This window comes from Microbacterium sp. (genome assembly GCF_049661145.1).
Lineage (GTDB): Bacteria > Actinomycetota > Actinomycetes > Actinomycetales > Microbacteriaceae > Microbacterium.
This window is the reverse complement of record NZ_JBASZT010000198.1, coordinates 1-14,704: the sequence shown is the minus strand read 5'-3', so window position 1 is coordinate 14,704 and position 14,704 is coordinate 1. Positions and strand designations below refer to the sequence as shown.

General features: G+C 68.6%; 16 protein-coding genes. 8 read left to right on the top strand and 8 right to left on the bottom strand.

Annotated features, from left to right (window positions below; all coding sequences use genetic code 11):
• Positions 1 to 593, top strand: a 593-nt coding sequence (locus WBP48_RS08540; protein ID WP_424438972.1) for an amidase domain-containing protein, incomplete at its 5' end; no start/stop codon positions are given.
• 21 nt (positions 594 to 614) lie between these two features.
• Here the strand turns inward: WBP48_RS08540 and WBP48_RS08535 are convergent.
• From WBP48_RS08535 to WBP48_RS08525, 3 genes are all read right to left on the bottom strand, one after another.
• Positions 615 to 2,147 carry an amino acid permease gene (locus WBP48_RS08535; RefSeq protein ID WP_424438969.1) on the bottom strand — a complete coding sequence of 511 codons (1,533 nt, stop codon included), beginning with the start codon at positions 2,145 to 2,147 and terminating at the stop codon, positions 615 to 617.
• A 194-nt stretch (positions 2,148 to 2,341) separates the two neighbouring features.
• Complete coding sequence (locus tag WBP48_RS08530) at positions 2,342 to 3,073, bottom strand: GntR family transcriptional regulator (RefSeq protein WP_424438966.1); 732 nt, start codon at positions 3,071 to 3,073, stop codon at positions 2,342 to 2,344.
• Position 3,074: 1 nt separating this feature from the next.
• Positions 3,075 to 4,463 carry an aspartate aminotransferase family protein gene (locus WBP48_RS08525; protein WP_424438963.1) on the bottom strand — a complete coding sequence of 463 codons (1,389 nt, stop codon included), beginning with the start codon at positions 4,461 to 4,463 and terminating at the stop codon, positions 3,075 to 3,077.
• 143 nt (positions 4,464 to 4,606) lie between these two features.
• On the opposite strand from WBP48_RS08525, the gene WBP48_RS08520 reads away from it, so the two are divergent.
• Entirely contained in the window at positions 4,607 to 5,692 is a 1,086-nt protein-coding gene (locus tag WBP48_RS08520) for a phosphotransferase enzyme family protein (protein ID WP_424438960.1), read from the top strand.
• A gap of 82 nt (positions 5,693 to 5,774) precedes the next feature.
• Here WBP48_RS08520 and WBP48_RS08515 read toward each other — a convergent pair whose 3' ends face one another.
• A complete protein-coding gene (locus tag WBP48_RS08515; protein WP_424438957.1) occupies positions 5,775 to 8,300 on the bottom strand; it encodes an ATP-dependent Clp protease ATP-binding subunit in 2,526 nt (841 codons plus the stop codon).
• A gap of 68 nt (positions 8,301 to 8,368) precedes the next feature.
• On the opposite strand from WBP48_RS08515, the gene WBP48_RS08510 reads away from it, so the two are divergent.
• From WBP48_RS08510 to WBP48_RS08495, 4 genes are all read left to right on the top strand, one after another.
• Positions 8,369 to 8,512, top strand: a complete 144-nt coding sequence (locus tag WBP48_RS08510) for a hypothetical protein (RefSeq protein ID WP_424438954.1) — start codon at positions 8,369 to 8,371, stop codon at positions 8,510 to 8,512.
• A gap of 174 nt (positions 8,513 to 8,686) precedes the next feature.
• The gene (locus tag WBP48_RS08505) at positions 8,687 to 9,325 is read left to right on the top strand and encodes a hypothetical protein (protein ID WP_424438951.1); all 639 of its coding nucleotides are present in this window, start codon (positions 8,687 to 8,689) and stop codon (positions 9,323 to 9,325) included.
• The gene (locus WBP48_RS08500) at positions 9,325 to 10,083 is read left to right on the top strand and encodes a hypothetical protein (RefSeq protein WP_424438948.1); all 759 of its coding nucleotides are present in this window, start codon (positions 9,325 to 9,327) and stop codon (positions 10,081 to 10,083) included. The genes WBP48_RS08505 and WBP48_RS08500 overlap by 1 nt, the downstream gene beginning before the upstream one ends.
• Complete coding sequence (locus WBP48_RS08495; protein ID WP_424438945.1) at positions 10,080 to 10,310, top strand: helix-turn-helix domain-containing protein; 231 nt, start codon at positions 10,080 to 10,082, stop codon at positions 10,308 to 10,310. The genes WBP48_RS08500 and WBP48_RS08495 overlap by 4 nt, the downstream gene beginning before the upstream one ends.
• Positions 10,311 to 10,480: 170 nt before the next feature.
• Here WBP48_RS08495 and WBP48_RS08490 read toward each other — a convergent pair whose 3' ends face one another.
• Complete coding sequence (locus WBP48_RS08490) at positions 10,481 to 10,768, bottom strand: endonuclease domain-containing protein (RefSeq protein ID WP_424438942.1); 288 nt, start codon at positions 10,766 to 10,768, stop codon at positions 10,481 to 10,483.
• 266 nt (positions 10,769 to 11,034) lie between these two features.
• On the opposite strand from WBP48_RS08490, the gene WBP48_RS08485 reads away from it, so the two are divergent.
• Complete coding sequence (locus WBP48_RS08485; protein ID WP_424438939.1) at positions 11,035 to 11,364, top strand: hypothetical protein; 330 nt, start codon at positions 11,035 to 11,037, stop codon at positions 11,362 to 11,364.
• Between the two features lie 283 nt (positions 11,365 to 11,647).
• Here the strand turns inward: WBP48_RS08485 and WBP48_RS08480 are convergent, their stop codons facing one another.
• The 3 genes from WBP48_RS08480 to WBP48_RS08470 all read right to left on the bottom strand — a co-directional run bounded on the left by WBP48_RS08480 (position 11,648) and on the right by WBP48_RS08470 (position 14,164).
• Positions 11,648 to 12,361: a hypothetical protein gene (locus WBP48_RS08480; RefSeq protein WP_424438936.1), complete on the bottom strand. Its 714-nt coding sequence runs from the start codon at positions 12,359 to 12,361 to the stop codon at positions 11,648 to 11,650.
• A 62-nt stretch (positions 12,362 to 12,423) separates the two neighbouring features.
• On the bottom strand, positions 12,424 to 13,884 hold the full coding sequence (gene cls / locus WBP48_RS08475; RefSeq protein WP_424438975.1) for a cardiolipin synthase: 1,461 nt from the start codon (positions 13,882 to 13,884) through the stop codon (positions 12,424 to 12,426).
• Positions 13,885 to 13,960: 76 nt separating this feature from the next.
• A complete protein-coding gene (locus WBP48_RS08470) occupies positions 13,961 to 14,164 on the bottom strand; it encodes a hypothetical protein (protein WP_424438933.1) in 204 nt (67 codons plus the stop codon).
• 115 nt (positions 14,165 to 14,279) lie between these two features.
• On the opposite strand from WBP48_RS08470, the gene WBP48_RS08465 reads away from it, so the two are divergent.
• Positions 14,280 to 14,704 (top strand): DUF4192 family protein (locus WBP48_RS08465; protein WP_424438930.1); only part of this gene is annotated, 425 nt, incomplete at its 3' end.

Below are 14,704 nucleotides of genomic sequence, written 5' to 3'. Positions count from 1 at the left end.
ATGCCGCCCTGGCCGCGACTCAGCAGGCCGTCGAGGCCGTGAAGGCGGATGCCGAGGCATGCCGGACCGGGCTGATCGCGGCATCCGCGGGGACCAACACGCAACCGGCCGGTGGCGACGTCGCCGCCCAGCTGGCCTACCTGCACCAGCACGTCTTCGCGTACAACAGCGCGGAGTGGGGTGACTACAATCCCTACGGCGGGGACTGCACGAACTTCGCGAGCCAGGGCCTGATCGCGCGCGGCTGGCACACCGACCGCACGTGGTACTCCAAGGGGCGGATGTGGACGGCGTCGAAGCCCTGGATCGCCACGGCGCCGATGGCCGCCTACTTCGACCGACTCGGGTTCGACTACTCCACCGAGGCCGACCTCGACCGCGTGCGCGTCGGCGACGTCGGCGTGTTCAGCTGGGGCGAGACGCAGAAGGGTCTCGACCACACCATGACCGTCTCGAAGGTGGAGTACGCACCCGACGGGCCGCCCGTCGTGTACTTCATCAGCCACAACGACGACGGCGAGTACCGCGAGCTGACCCACGCACTGTACGTCGAGCACCACGACTCCACGGCACGGATCTACCACATCCCCTGATGACGTGACGGGCGCCCCGGATCAGCTCCTGGTCGAGTCGGTCGTGACCAGCGGGTCCCCGGCGGCCGCGTCCTCGCCGGAGATGACGTGCAGTCCGCCGGTGAGGGCGTACTCCTCCTCGGGCGAGAGCACGAGGCGTTTGCGTCCGTAGATCGCGAAGCCGAGGAAGATCACGGCGTACACGACGACGATCGCGACGATCGCCGTCGTGTAGGCGGAGTTGAACAGCAGACCGACGAACACGACGGCGGCGATCGCCGCGGCCGAGTAGGCCCCCACCAGACCCCACGGGCTCTTGTAGGGACGCACCGCGTTGGGGAACTTCGCGCGCAGCACGATGAAGGAGACCATCTGCAGGAAGTAGGCGAGCACGGCGCCCCACACCGCGATGTTGAGCACGATGGCACCCGCCGGGCTCGCGTCGCCTCCGGCTGCCTGAACGACCACCAGCGCGACGAAGCCGACGACGGCGCCGAACACGAGCGCCACCCACGGCGTCTTGCTCTTGCCGGTCAGCGACAGCCAGCGCGGGTAGTACCCGGCGCGCGAGAGCGAGTACATGTTGCGCCCGTACGCGAACATGATCCCCATGAGCGAGGCGAGCAGTCCGATCAGCGCAAGCAGCGACAGCAGCGCGGCGACCTCATCGCCCACCATCGCACGGAACCCGTCGAGCAGCGGCTCGAGCGATCCGCCGGTCGCCTCGGCCCCCAGCACACCGGTGTTGAGGAAGAGCACGATGAGGCCGGTGACGATGAGCGTCCCCCGTGCCCACAGGCCCGCGCGTGGGATGTCCTTCGTCGGGTCGTGCGATTCCTCCGCCGCCAGCGGCAACTCTTCGATGCCGAGGAAGAACCACATCGCGAACGGCAACGCCATGAGGATCGACCCCACACCGAACGGGAGGAATGCGCTCTGCCCGGCATCCGGCTCGATGTTCCACAGCGACGCCCAGTCGAACTGCCCGCTCACCAGGGCCATCACTCCGAATACGACGATGATGCCGATCGAGATCACCGATACGACGATCGCGAAGGTGAACGAGATCGCCGCGCCGGCGGCGTTGAGCGCGATGAAGGCCGCGTACAGGATCAGCCACCACACGAAGGGGGGCAGGCTCACCCCCGTCAGCAGCGACAGTGCCGAATCGGCGTACTGACCGGAGAAGTACACGACGACCGCCGTCGTGGCGACGTACTCGACCGTCTCGGCCAGGCCGGTCGCAAGGCCTCCCCACGGGCCGAGCGCGGAGCGCGCGAACGAATAGGCGCCACCGGTGTGCGGCATGGCTGCGGCCATCTCGCCGATGGAGAAGGTGAGGCCGTAGTACATGATCACGAGCGCGACGAACGCGATGAGCATGCCGCCGAAACCGGCGTATCCGATGCCGAAGTTCCATCCCGAGAAGTCGCCCGAGATCACCGCGGCGACCGCGAGACCCCAGAGGCCCCACACCCCCGCCGATCGCTTCAGGGAGCGCTTCTCGAAGTACGTGGCGTCGGCGCGCGTGTACGTGGCACCACCGTGGGTGCGCGTCTCGGTCGTATCAGACATTCTTCCTCCGCGGTCGGGTGGGAGCGGGGTTTCGGCGAGCGCGACGTGCTCCTGCGACACAGTTTGCTCACGAGCCGCTTCGGGAGCGATGGCACAGAGTTTCCCCCGCGTTACAACGCCGTCGCCTGGATGAATGGCGCGTTACGGACCCGCCGCACCGCCACACGAGGGGTGGGAGCACGCCCCGGCGCCGGTCACCCTCCGGTGCGCTTCCACCGGGCGCCGTGCTTGCGCAGCGTGATGCGGGTCCGGTCGGCGCGGAAGAAGTCGTGAGCGAACTCGAAGGGGACCGCATCCTGCCCGTAGGTGACGCGGTGGATCTCCAGCAGCGGGTCGCCGACGGCCACACCGAGGATCGTCGCCTGCTCGACCGTCGCCCGCACGACGTCGATCGTCTCGCTGGCGGACATCGCCTCGATGCCGTACCGCTCGGCGAGCATGCGGTACACGCTCTGGTCGTGCGAGACCGAGGCGAAACCGGGCACGAGGTGCAGCGGCAGGCTCATCGAGTCGAGCGACAGTGGCACCGAGTTCGCGTCACGGCGCCGGCGCAGCCGGAACACCGGGGCGCCCGCCGCCAGGCGCAGCGCCCGGCATTCGATCGGCGTCGCGACGGCGATCTCGGCGCCGAGCACCTCGGTGTCGCAGCGAAAACCCTGCTGGCGCAGCATGTCGGGCACGCCTTCGATCGCGTTGAGATGACGCTCGATCTTGCCGTCCCAGCTGAAGACGCCTCCCGCGCGGCCGATCGTGCGGCGGATGCGGCCCTCGCTCTCGAGGACATCGAGCGCCGCCCTCAGCTCGGACCGCGTCACGCCGAACTGCTCGGCCAGACCCCGCTCCGACCCGATGCGCTCGCCCGCGTCGAAATCGGACGTGTCGAGGTGGCCCACCAGCCTCTCGTACAGTTCGCGCGTCCGACTCATCTCACTGTCGTTGTACCGCCTCGGACAGCGCCGTGTCCAACGCCGTGATCGCGCGGGGGATGTCGGACTCGGCGAACGCCAGCGGCGGGCGCAGCTTGAGGACGTTGTTCGACGGCCCGCACACGCTCGTCAGGACCCGCTGCCGACGCAGTCCTTCGATCACGTCGAGGGCGATCGTCGTCGCCGGTGTCCTGCTGTCGGCGTCGAGCACGAGCTCCACTCCGGTGTAGAGCCCGGCACCGCGGACGTCGCCGATCACTGCGTGGGATGCCGACAGCTCGCGCAGCGCGGCGCGGAACGCGATCCCGGTGGCGAGCGCGTGTTCCTGCAGTCCTTCGCGGCGGATCGTGTCGAGCACCGCTTGAGCGGCGGCGACGGCGACGGGGCTGCCGCCGAACGTGTTGAAGTACGGCCGTCCCGACGCGAAGGGCTCGAGCACCGCGTGACGGGCGATCATCGCCGCGACCGGGTACCCGTTGCCCATGGGCTTTCCCGTCGTGACGATGTCGGGCACGAGGCCGTGGCGCGCGAAGCCCCAGAACTGCTCACCGGTGCGCGCGAACCCGGGCTGCACCTCGTCGGCGATGAACACGCCGCCGCGGTGCTGCACCAGCTCGATCGCCGCCGAGATCATGCCGGGCTCGCCCGTGAACACCCCGTCCGAGGAGAACGAGGTGTCGGCGATGAGGCCGGCGAGTTTCTCTCCCGACGCCTCGATGTCGGCGATCGCGGCGCGCACGTCGTCGAGGAACGCCCGGCCCGCGGCATCCGACGACCCGTGACGATACGTGTCGGGGGGGTCGATGACGCGCAGCGCGGGGTCCATCGCCTCGGCACCGGACAGCGACGGCGAGTGCGCCGTGACCAGCGCAGTGTTGCCGTGATAGGCCTCGCTGGTGGCGATGTAGGCCTGCCCGCCGGATGCCTCGCGCCCGACGCGAAGGGCGAGATCGTTCGCTTCGGAGCCGGTGCACACGAACATCGTCTGGTAGTCGTCTTCGGGCAGGGTCGAGACGAGGTCGTCTGCGTAGTCGAGGATCGCCGGGTGCAGGTAGCGGGTGTGCGTGTTCAGGGTCGCGAGTTGCCGGGACACGGCTTCGACGACGGCGGGGTGGGCGTGCCCGAGCGAGGCGACGTTGTTGTACAGGTCCAGGTACTCGACGCCGTCGGCATCCCACACCCGTGCGCCCTGTCCGCGGACGAGGGCGACGGGCTCGCGGTAGAACAACCGATACGCTGAGCCCAGCCTCTCGCGCCGGCGCTCGACGAGGGAGCGCAGATGCTCGGGAAGGGCGTCGGCGTCAGCCGCCTTGAAGCTGTTGCCGTTGAGGATGCTGGCGTTGCCGGTGGATGGTGGGGCCGCCGGCGAGGGCGCGGAAGAGGTGCTCACCCCTCTATCGTCGCCGGGAGGGCCCCGAGAACGCCAGCACCGTGTTTCCCGGCGATTACAGTCGCCTCGCGCCGTGTGAATGGCGCGTAACGGATGCCGCGGTCCGTCCTTGGACGGCAGGTGGCGCGGCTACATTCCCAAGCATGACGATCAGCGAGACCTCGCCGCAGCTCGACGTCCCGCAGTCCGACGCGCCTCAACTCGACGTGTTCGCCCAGTTGCGGCGAGGCGAAGCGGCACCGACCTGGGTCTCGGACGGGATCCTGCGCGCGTGGGACCTGGATGCCACGAGCGTCGTGACCCTCATCGTGCTGTCGGAGAACGTGACGTTCAAAGTCTCGACGGGTTCCGGAGAGCCGATCATGGTCGTGCGACTGGGCCGGCCCGGCTACGCCGCGAGCACGGACCACATCCGCGCCGAGCTGCAGTGGGTCGAAGCGCTCCGGGACGATGCCGGCATCCCGACGCCCGCTCCCGTCCGCGGGCAGGGCGGCGACTTCGTGCAGTTCCTCGACGACGCCTCGGGGGCGCGGTGGTCGGCGGTCGCGTTCGGTTTCGTCGCGGGTTCGGTGCTCGAGGACGAGGGTGCCGACCCGGCGCACTTCCACGAGATCGGGCGCCTCACGGGGCTGCTCCACGAGCACGCACGCACGTGGGAGCCGCCCGCCGCCTTCGTGCGGTTCGAGTGGGACGTCGCCGACATGGTCGGACCCGCCGCCCGCTGGGGCGACTGGCGCGATGCCGACCTCACCGACCCCGACCGGGCGATGCTCGTCCGCGCCGAAGAGCGCGCGAAGGGAATCCTCGCCGATGCCGGAGTCGATCACTCGCCCGACCATTTCGGCCTCATCCACGGCGACCTGCGTCCGTCGAACGTGATGCGGATGAGCGAGGGAGAGCATCCGCTCGTCATCATCGACTTCGACGACTGCGGCTTCGGCTACTACCTGTACGACTTCGCGGCGGCGCTGACGTTCTACGAGCACCGCCCGGCGGCGCGGGAGATGGCCGAGCGCTGGCTCACCGGGTACCAGACCGTCCGCCCGCTGTCGGCCGTCGATCTGCGTGTCGCGGGCGCGTTCTCGTTGCTGCGCCGCTTGACGATGCTCGGCTGGGCGACGACCCACCGCGCGGACGCGCTCCCACCCGACCTGTGGGACGAGAACCTTCCGGGCACGGTCGAGGTCGGCGCGCGCTTCCTCGCCGACCCGGAGTGGCTCACCCGCTGAGTCTGCGCACGACGAAGGGGGCGGATGCCGCAGCATCCGCCCCCTTCGTACGTTTCGTCTCGTACGTTCGTCTCAGTCCGGGTCAGGCGCCCGCGACGATGTCCGCGGTCGCCCCGATGGCGGCGGATATCGTGGCGAGCGCGGCCTTCTCACCGCGCGGGCCGTGCTCGAACAGGAACCTGCCGTTCTCGGCATCCACCTTCACGTGGTCGCCGGGGTTCAGCTCGCCGTGCAGGATCCGCTCGCTGAGCTGGTCCTCGACCTCGCGCTGCATGGCACGGCGCAGCGGTCGGGCGCCCAGCGTCGGGTCGAAGCCGATCTCGATGAGGCGGTCCTTCGCAGCATCCGTCAGCTCGACCGTCATGTCACGATCGAGCAGCCGCTCGCTCAGCCGCTTCGTGAACAGGCCGACGATCTGACGGAGCTCGTCCTTGTTCAACTGCGGGAAGACGATGACGTCGTCGACGCGGTTGAGGAACTCGGGCTTGAAGTGACGCTTCAGCTCTTCGTCGACCTTGCCCTTCATCCGCTCGTACGTCGTCTGCGCGTTGCCCTCGACCTGGAATCCGACCGGGCCGCCGGCGATCGCCTGCGAGCCGAGGTTGGTCGTCATGATGATGACGGTGTTCTTGAAGTCGACGACGCGGCCCTGACCGTCGGTCAGGCGTCCCTCTTCGAGGATCTGCAGCAGCGAGTTGAAGATGTCGGGGTGGGCCTTCTCGATCTCGTCGAACAGCACGACCGAGAACGGCTTGCGGCGCACCTTCTCGGTGAGCTGGCCGCCCTCTTCGAAGCCGACGAACCCGGGAGGGGCACCGAACAGCCGCGAGACGGTGTGCTTCTCGCCGAACTCGCTCATGTCGAGCGAGATCAGCGCACCCTCGTCGTCGAACAGGAACTCCGCGAGCGCCTTAGCGAGCTCGGTCTTGCCGACGCCGGTGGGCCCGGCGAAGATGAACGAGCCGCTCGGGCGCTTGGGGTCCTTGAGGCCGGCACGCTGACGACGGATCGTCCGCGACAGCGCCGCGATCGCCTCCTCCTGGCCGATGACGCGCTGGTGCAGCGCCTTCTCCATGAAGACGAGGCGGCTGGTCTCTTCCTCGGTGAGCTTGAAGACGGGGATGCCGGTGGCCTGCGCCAGCACTTCGGCGATGAGGCCCTCGTCGACGACCGCGCGCGAAGCGACGTCGCCGCTTCGCCACTGCTTCTCGAGGCGCAGCCGCTCGGCGAGCAGGCTCTTCTCCTCGTCGCGCAGGGCAGCGGCCTTCTCGAAGTCCTGCTCTTCGCTCGCGAACTCCTTGTCCTCGCGGACCTTCGCGATCTTCTCGTCGAACTCGCGCAGCTCCGGTGGGCTGGAGAGGATGCTGAGGCGCAGCCGAGCGCCCGCCTCGTCGATCAGGTCGATCGCCTTGTCGGGCAGGAACCGGTCGGAGATGTAGCGGTCGGCGAGGTTCGCCGCCGCGACGATCGCGCCGTCGGTGATCTGCACCTTGTGGTGCGCCTCGTAGCGGTCGCGCAGTCCCTTCAGGATGTTGATCGCGTGGGGCAGGCTGGGCTCGGCCACCTGGATCGGCTGGAAGCGGCGCTCCAGCGCGGCATCCTTCTCGAAGTGCTTGCGGTACTCGTCGAGGGTCGTCGCGCCGATGGTCTGCAGTTCGCCGCGCGCGAGGAGCGGCTTCAGAATGGATGCCGCGTCGATCGCGCCCTCGGCGGCGCCCGCGCCCACGAGGGTGTGGATCTCGTCGATGAAGACGATGATGTCGCCGCGCGTGCGGATCTCCTTGGTGACCTTCTTCAGGCGCTCCTCGAAGTCGCCGCGGTAGCGGGAACCGGCGATGAGCGAGCCGAGGTCGAGCGAGTAGACCTGCTTGTCCTTCAGTGTCTCGGGCACATCGCCCTTGACGATCGCCTGCGCGAGGCCCTCCACGACGGCGGTCTTGCCGACGCCGGGCTCGCCGATGAGGACGGGGTTGTTCTTGGAGCGGCGCGACAGGATCTGCATGACGCGCTCGATCTCCTTCTCGCGCCCGATCACCGGGTCGAGCTTGTTCTCGCGCGCGGCCTGCGTGAGGTTGCGGCCGAACTGGTCGAGGACGGCGGAACCGCCCTGGGCACCGGCCTGCGCGTTCTGCTCGCCGGCACCGGCGGCGACGCCCGCGGGCTCCTTGCCCTGGTATCCGCTCAGCAGCTGGATCACCTGCTGGCGCACCTTGTTCAGGTCGGCACCGAGCTTGACGAGCACCTGGGCGGCGACGCCCTCGCCTTCGCGGATGAGGCCGAGCAGGATGTGCTCGGTGCCGATGTAGTTGTGGCCGAGCTGCAGCGCTTCGCGCAGGCTCAGCTCGAGCACCTTCTTGGCGCGCGGCGTGAACGGGATGTGGCCGGTCGGCTGCTGCTGGCCCTGGCCGATGATGTCCTGGACCTGCTCGCGGACGGCGTCCAGCGAGATGCCGAGGCTCTCGAGCGCCTTGGCGGCGACGCCCTCGCCCTCGTGGATGAGACCGAGCAGGATGTGCTCGGTGCCGATGTAGTTGTGGTTGAGCATCTTCGCCTCTTCCTGGGCGAGCACAACCACGCGACGGGCACGGTCCGTGAATCTCTCGAACATTCGTCGACACTCCTCCGGCGCACTCTCGGGTGCGCTTACGTCGAGGGTAACGACCGCCGGATGCCGGTATGCCCGTGTTCGCCGTCGGCGGAGCGCGCGGCGTAACCGACGGACGCCGACGGGCTGTCGACGGGGTGTCGACGGATGCCGGCACCGCCGGGCTGTCGACACCGCCGGGCTCCGGGATGCTCGCGGCACCCACCCACCGGTGATCGAGTGCCCGCGCGCAGCGGTGGGCCCACGCGGCGAGGGGCCCCGCGCAGCGCGGCAGCGCTGAGTGGGGTAGCCGTGGGGAGATCGAGATCACCCAAGCCGACTATTGACAGCACACCCCGACGTCCATATCGTTTATCGATAACAACGATTGTCGATAAGGAGCGATCGTGATGTCACCGACAAACCAGAGGCGGGATGCCGGCAGGTCGCGCCCCGACTCGGAGATCGGCCGCGCCGACCGCATCGCCGTGACCGCCATCCTCATCGTGGGAGGAGCGCTCGGCGGCTACATCGCCGGAAGCGGCCTCGTCACCGCACTCTTCCGGCTGATCGACCCGGCACGCTTCCCGATCACGCTTCTCGCCAAGATCCCCGTCGAGGCGGGCCCCGGCGTCGTCGAGGCGCACGGCGATTCGCTCGTCGTCATGGCCGACTCGCTGTCGTCGGGCGCGGTGTGGTGCTTCGTCCTCGCTGACCTCTTCGGCGCGGTCGGGGTCGGCTTGGCGACCGCCGCATTCGCGCTCGTGTTGGTGCGCATCGTGCACCGCAAGCCCTTCCACCGCACGGCGACGGCGGCCTCGGTCGTCGCCGGGTGCGCGACGATCTTCGGCAGCATGCTCAGCCAGTCCGTCGGCGGGTTCGGACGGATGATGGCTGCCACCGAACTCGGGCCGTCGCTCGGCGGGTTTCCGGAGCCCGCTTTCCTGCTCGAGCCGCTGCCCGTCGTCGTAGGCTTCGGCATCCTCGCTCTCGCCTACGTATTCCAGGCCGGCGAGCGCCTGCAGCGCGACACCGAAGGACTCGTCTGATGTTCTGGAGCTGGCATGTTGCGGCGCTGATCGGCGTCGTGGTTCTGGTCGGGGTGGCGATCCTCGCGTTCGGCGCGGCGGCGGTGAAGGCGAGACGCACCGACAATCCCTCGCCGGTCGTGTCGCTGACGCTCAGCGTCTCTGCCTTCGTGGCCGGCGTGTATGTGCTCGGGGCGATCATCACGGGGCTGAGCACCGCCCTGGCATCCGGTGTCACGATCACGGTGCCTGTGCAGACCTTCTGGCCCGAGCTGCCGGCCGGCATGTACCTCGAAGGCACAAGCGCGACGCTGGCTGGCGGCGGCTTCGCCTCGGCCGAGCTGTACATCGAGGGGTTGAGCCCGCTGACCCGCACGCTCTGGACGGCATCCCGCGTGCTCACGCTGCTCGTGCCGGCGGCGATCGCCGCGCTCATCGCCTACGCGTGCTGGCTGTTGCTCGGCGGGCGCCCCTTCGCAGCGGCACTCGCGAAGGTGACGTTCGCGACGGCGCTCGTGGTGCTCATCGGCGGCACGGCGATGCAGCTGCTCGGCGACATTGCCGGCGGCGCAGCGGCGCAGGAAGTTCTGGCCTGGACATCGGGCGGCTACGCCGAGGTCGCGGGCATCACGGATCCGGCCGCCGCGTGGTGGCCGCGACCTGGGCACGACGTCCAGTTACCACTGTGGCCGATCGGTGCGGCACTCGGGCTCGCCGCGCTCGCGGCACTCTTCCGGTACGGCGCCGGCCTACAGCGCGAGACGGAAGGACTCGTGTGAGCCCTGCGGACGACGACGAAGTCCTCGGCATCCACTGCCGACTCGACGAGCTGCTGGCCGAGCGTGGCATGACCCTCGCGCGCCTGTCCGATCTCGTGGGCGTCTCGGTCGTCAACCTCTCGGTGCTCAAGAACGACCGCGCCCGCGCCATCCGGTACTCGACCCTGTCGGCGATCTGCCGCGTGCTCGACTGCGAGGTGGGCGACCTGCTCGTGCGCGCCGACTGACCCGATCGCGTTCAGCAGTCGCTTCGGCACAGTGTGACGCGAGGACACTGTGCGCAAGCGACTGCCGAAAGTCGCGCGCCGGCACCCAGTCGCGTTCACCAGTCGCTTCGGCACAGTGTGACGCGAGAACACTGTGCGCAAGCGACTGCCGAAACCAGGGAGACGATGGCCTACCGGCCGCGACGCGCGAGCGCGGCACGAACGCGGGCGATAACCGTATGTGGCGCACCGTAGAGCTGTGCTCTCGTCACGCGGATAACGATCCAGCCCATCGCCGCCAACTGCTCATGTCGGGCGATGTCCTTGGCCCATTGCTCGGGATCGGTGCGGTGCTGATCGCCCTCGTACTCGACGGCGATCTTGAGGTCCTCGTACGCGAGGTCAACGACCGCCACCAGATTGCCGTACCCATCACGGACGATGACATTGAGCGATGGTTCCGGCAGCCCGGCATCCATGATCTCGCATCGAGAGCGTGTCTCTCCCGCCGAGGCGCTGCGGGTACGCACGCGCCCCACCACCGCGCGAAGCCGTCGCACCCGGCCCAACGCCCGGCGCCGGCGATGGCGATCAGCTGGTCGAGCGTGGCTATCGGATCGCGGTCTTCACGGAAGATGCGCTCCCTCACGATCGAGTCGCCGAGGCCGATGAGCTCGTAGTCAGACGTGAGCACCGACCCCATCGAGGCCCAGGTCGACGCCGGATCGGTAACGCGCAGACCACGGTGTTCGACGACGGTCGCAAGGTGCGGCTGCAGCTGATGCCCGACGATCCCGGTACGCCGCGGGTGTCGCGCCGGCGCGAGCACCCCGACATCGAGGTCTCTGGCCGGATGGAACAGCGCGCTCGGCAACGACAGCTGCCACACAGCGGCAGCGGTCGCGTGGCTGAACACCTGGTTGTCATGCATGACGCGCGCGTACACTCGCGCGCGCTCGACGAGCGCTTCGCGGCGGCGCTCGTACTCGGACCAGCCGTTGTTCTCACCCGCAGCCCGGCCGCGCAGACGCAAGCCGCGATGCGGAATCGTCAGGTCGGACGCACGCAGCCGTGAGCGAGGAACGCCGACGTCGCGCGCCTCGTCGATCGTGAAGAGGTGCCCGATGGATGCCGGAAGGTCATTGCGTCGCATCTCGGTATCGTGGCGTGTCGCGTACCGCGTGCGGCGGCTCGCGCCCCGATCAGTGGACAACTTCCCGGATCCACCGGTTGGGGAGGGGCCGATGACGGGACGCGCGATCGTTCAGCAGTCGGTTCAGCACGGTATCCGGCACGTGCACTGTGCGCGAGCGACTGTCGAGCATCACGCAGACGCGAGGCGGGATGCCGCCGCCTGCTCAGCCGGCGAGGGGGATGGTGATGGGGGTCGCGAACTCCGCACCGCCGCCGGTGAGGGTCACCGTTGCGATGCTGTCGTCGTCGACGTCGCCGACCGTCGCCAGCACGACGCGCGGGGCCATGTCCATCGTGCACATCTGGTCGGCGGGCGGATCGACGAAGACGACGGTGAGGGAATCGGTGGCGTCGGCGAGCACCTGGTCGACCCGCGGCGCGCATGAAGAGGAGCCCCACGTGAGGATCGCGAACTGACCGTCGTCGATCCACCCCGCCGACGGCGCGAACTCCTCGACCGGGCCACCGGAGTAGGGGTCGAGATCGGTCTCGCCCCGGGCATCGCCATAAGTCACAACGAGGTCGAGCTCCGCGGCGGCGTCGGCGTCGTCGGGCAGGACGACGAGAGACGCGCGCGGCACGAAGTCGGCCGTGCACACGACGTCGCCGGCGGGAGCCTCCAGCGTCACGGCGACCGAGCCGTCCGCCTGAAGGGTCACCGCTGTCGCGATCGGGATGCATCCGGACGATCCCTGGGTGACGATTGCGACCATCCGACCGCCGTCGAGCCACCCGGCATCCACATCGACCTCTCCTCCTGCGGCTGGAGCGCCGGAGCCCGAGGAGGCTGAGTTGGGCGTCGTGGAGGTGCAGCCGACGAGAGCGAGCGCACCGGCACCGATGACAGCGAGGAGCGAAAGCGTGCGGGAGATGGTCATATCAGCATCCTCTCGGCCTGCTCTGAAAACGACCCGCAAACGCGGTCACGCGCGGATAACGATCATTGCAGCGCGGATGTGAGCCGCGCGAGGTTGTCGAGCACCGTGGAGCGCAGCGGCTGCTGCATCCATTCCTCGAGCGTCAGCTCGCGGCTCAGGGCGCGGTACTCGTCTTCGACGCTGCGAAGCTGGGAGACGAACTCCTCGCCGCGCACGAGGAGCGAGATCTCGAGGTTGAGACCGAACGACCGCATGTCCATGTTGCTCGACCCGATGACGGCGACCTCATCGTCGATCGACATCGACTTGGAGTGCAGGATGAAGGGCCGCTTGTACATCCAGATCTTGACGCCGCTGCGCAGCAGTGCCTCGTAGTAGCTGCGCTGGGCGTGGTACACCATCGCCTGGTCGCCTTCTTCGGAGACGAACAGCTCGACGGTCACACCGCGCTGGCACGCCGTCTGGATCGCCAGGAGCAGCCCTTCATCGGGCACGAAGTACGGCGAGACGATGATGATCTTCTCGCGCGCCGCGAACAGCAGCGTCATGAAGAGCTTGAGGTTGTTCTGGAACTCGAACCCCGGGCCCGACGGGATGATCTGGCAGTCCAGGTCACCCTTGCCGGTGCGCACATCGAACAGCTCCATACCCTCGATGACCTCGTCGGTCTCGCTGTACCAGTCGCTGAGGAAGACGGCGTTGACGGATGCCACGACGGGCCCGTCCAGGCGGGCCATCATGTCTACCCAGTGCAGCCCGCGCTTGATGTTCTTGGGGAGGTTGTAGGTGGAGTCGGTGACGTTCTGCGAGCCGGTGAAGGCGACGTGACCGTCGACGACGAGGAGCTTGCGGTGATTGCGCAGGTCGGGGCGCTGGTACTTGCCCTTCAACGGCTGCACCGGCAGCATGAGGTGCCACTGCGCCCCCATCTCGTCCAGACGCCGGCACGTCTCTTTGTAGAAGGGCTTGCTGCGGTTGGCCCAGTGGTCCAGCAGCACGCGCACCACGACACCGCGCGCCGCGACCTCTTCGAGGGCACGGAAGAAGTCGTCTGTGGTCTGATCGGCCTGCAGGATGTAGAACTCGACATGGACGTAACTCTCGGCATCCCGGATCGCCTCGGCCATCGCGGCGATGCTCTCCTCGTACGACGAGATCATGCGGGCGTCGTTCTCGCCCGACAGCGGCATCGCGCCGAGGTTCCGGTTCAACCGCACGAGCTGCGCGAACCACACCGGGGGGTTCGGCCGGAGCGTGCCGAGGTCGAGTCCGTGGCTCGTGCGACGGATGTAGTCGTTGAGCTGCTCCTGCTTCTTGCGCCGCTTGCGGGGCAGCCGAGGCGTGCCGATCAGCAGGAAGAGCACCACCCCGATGATCGGGATGAAGTAGATCGCCAGGAGCCACGCCATGGCGGCTGTGGGCCGGCGGTTGCGCGGGATGATGATGACCGCCAGCACGCGGATCGTGACATCGACGATCATCAGGACCACGACCCACCAGGTCCACGTCCAGTCGACCGTGATGCTCAGCACTCGCACTCCTCCGCCCCGGCGCGATCCGCCGTCGGTTCAGCGTAGCGAGTATGGCGGACACGGCACGTCAGGCGGCGGCATCCTCACCCACGCCGGGTGCCGGACGGGGTGCCGACCGGCGCTTGGCACGCTCCTCGGCCTCGATCTTGGCGTACACGCGGCGTTCGGTGCGATCCATCCGAAGGATGGACCTCATCACGAACACGAAGAGGCCCAGCACGACGACGGTCGGCAGCAGCGCCCACACGACGGCGACCCAGTACTCATCCATGTCCCCATGGTACGCGGGGCTCATCGCCCTCTCCCCAGGCGGCTGTTTCGGGAAACTGTCCACGGATCCGGCATCCCCGCCGCCACGGCCCGGCCGGCGCGCGCAGGATCGGCTCATGCCCACCATCGCGAAAGCCGCCGACGCGGCACAGTTCCTCTCCCTCGTCCCCCGCCTGCTCGGCTTCGTCCCTACGCGCAGCCTCGTCCTGGTGCCGATGTGCCGCGGCCGAAGTCTCGGCGCACTGCGCGTCGATCTGCCCGTCGACGGCGACTCGGCCGTCGGCGACACCGTCGCCGCCACGACGATCGGCATGATGTGCCGCATCGCCGAGGCCGACGCGGCGATGGTCGTCGTCTACACGGATGCCGGTATCACGACCGCCCTACCGCATCGCGAGTTCATCGGCACGCTCCTGGCGCGCGCCGATGCGTGCGGACTGGCCGTGCCCGACGCACTCGTCGTCGCCGCCGACGGCTGGGCGTCGTACCTCGACGGCGACGTGTCGACCGGTGCACACTCCCTGGCCGAGCTCGGCGACCC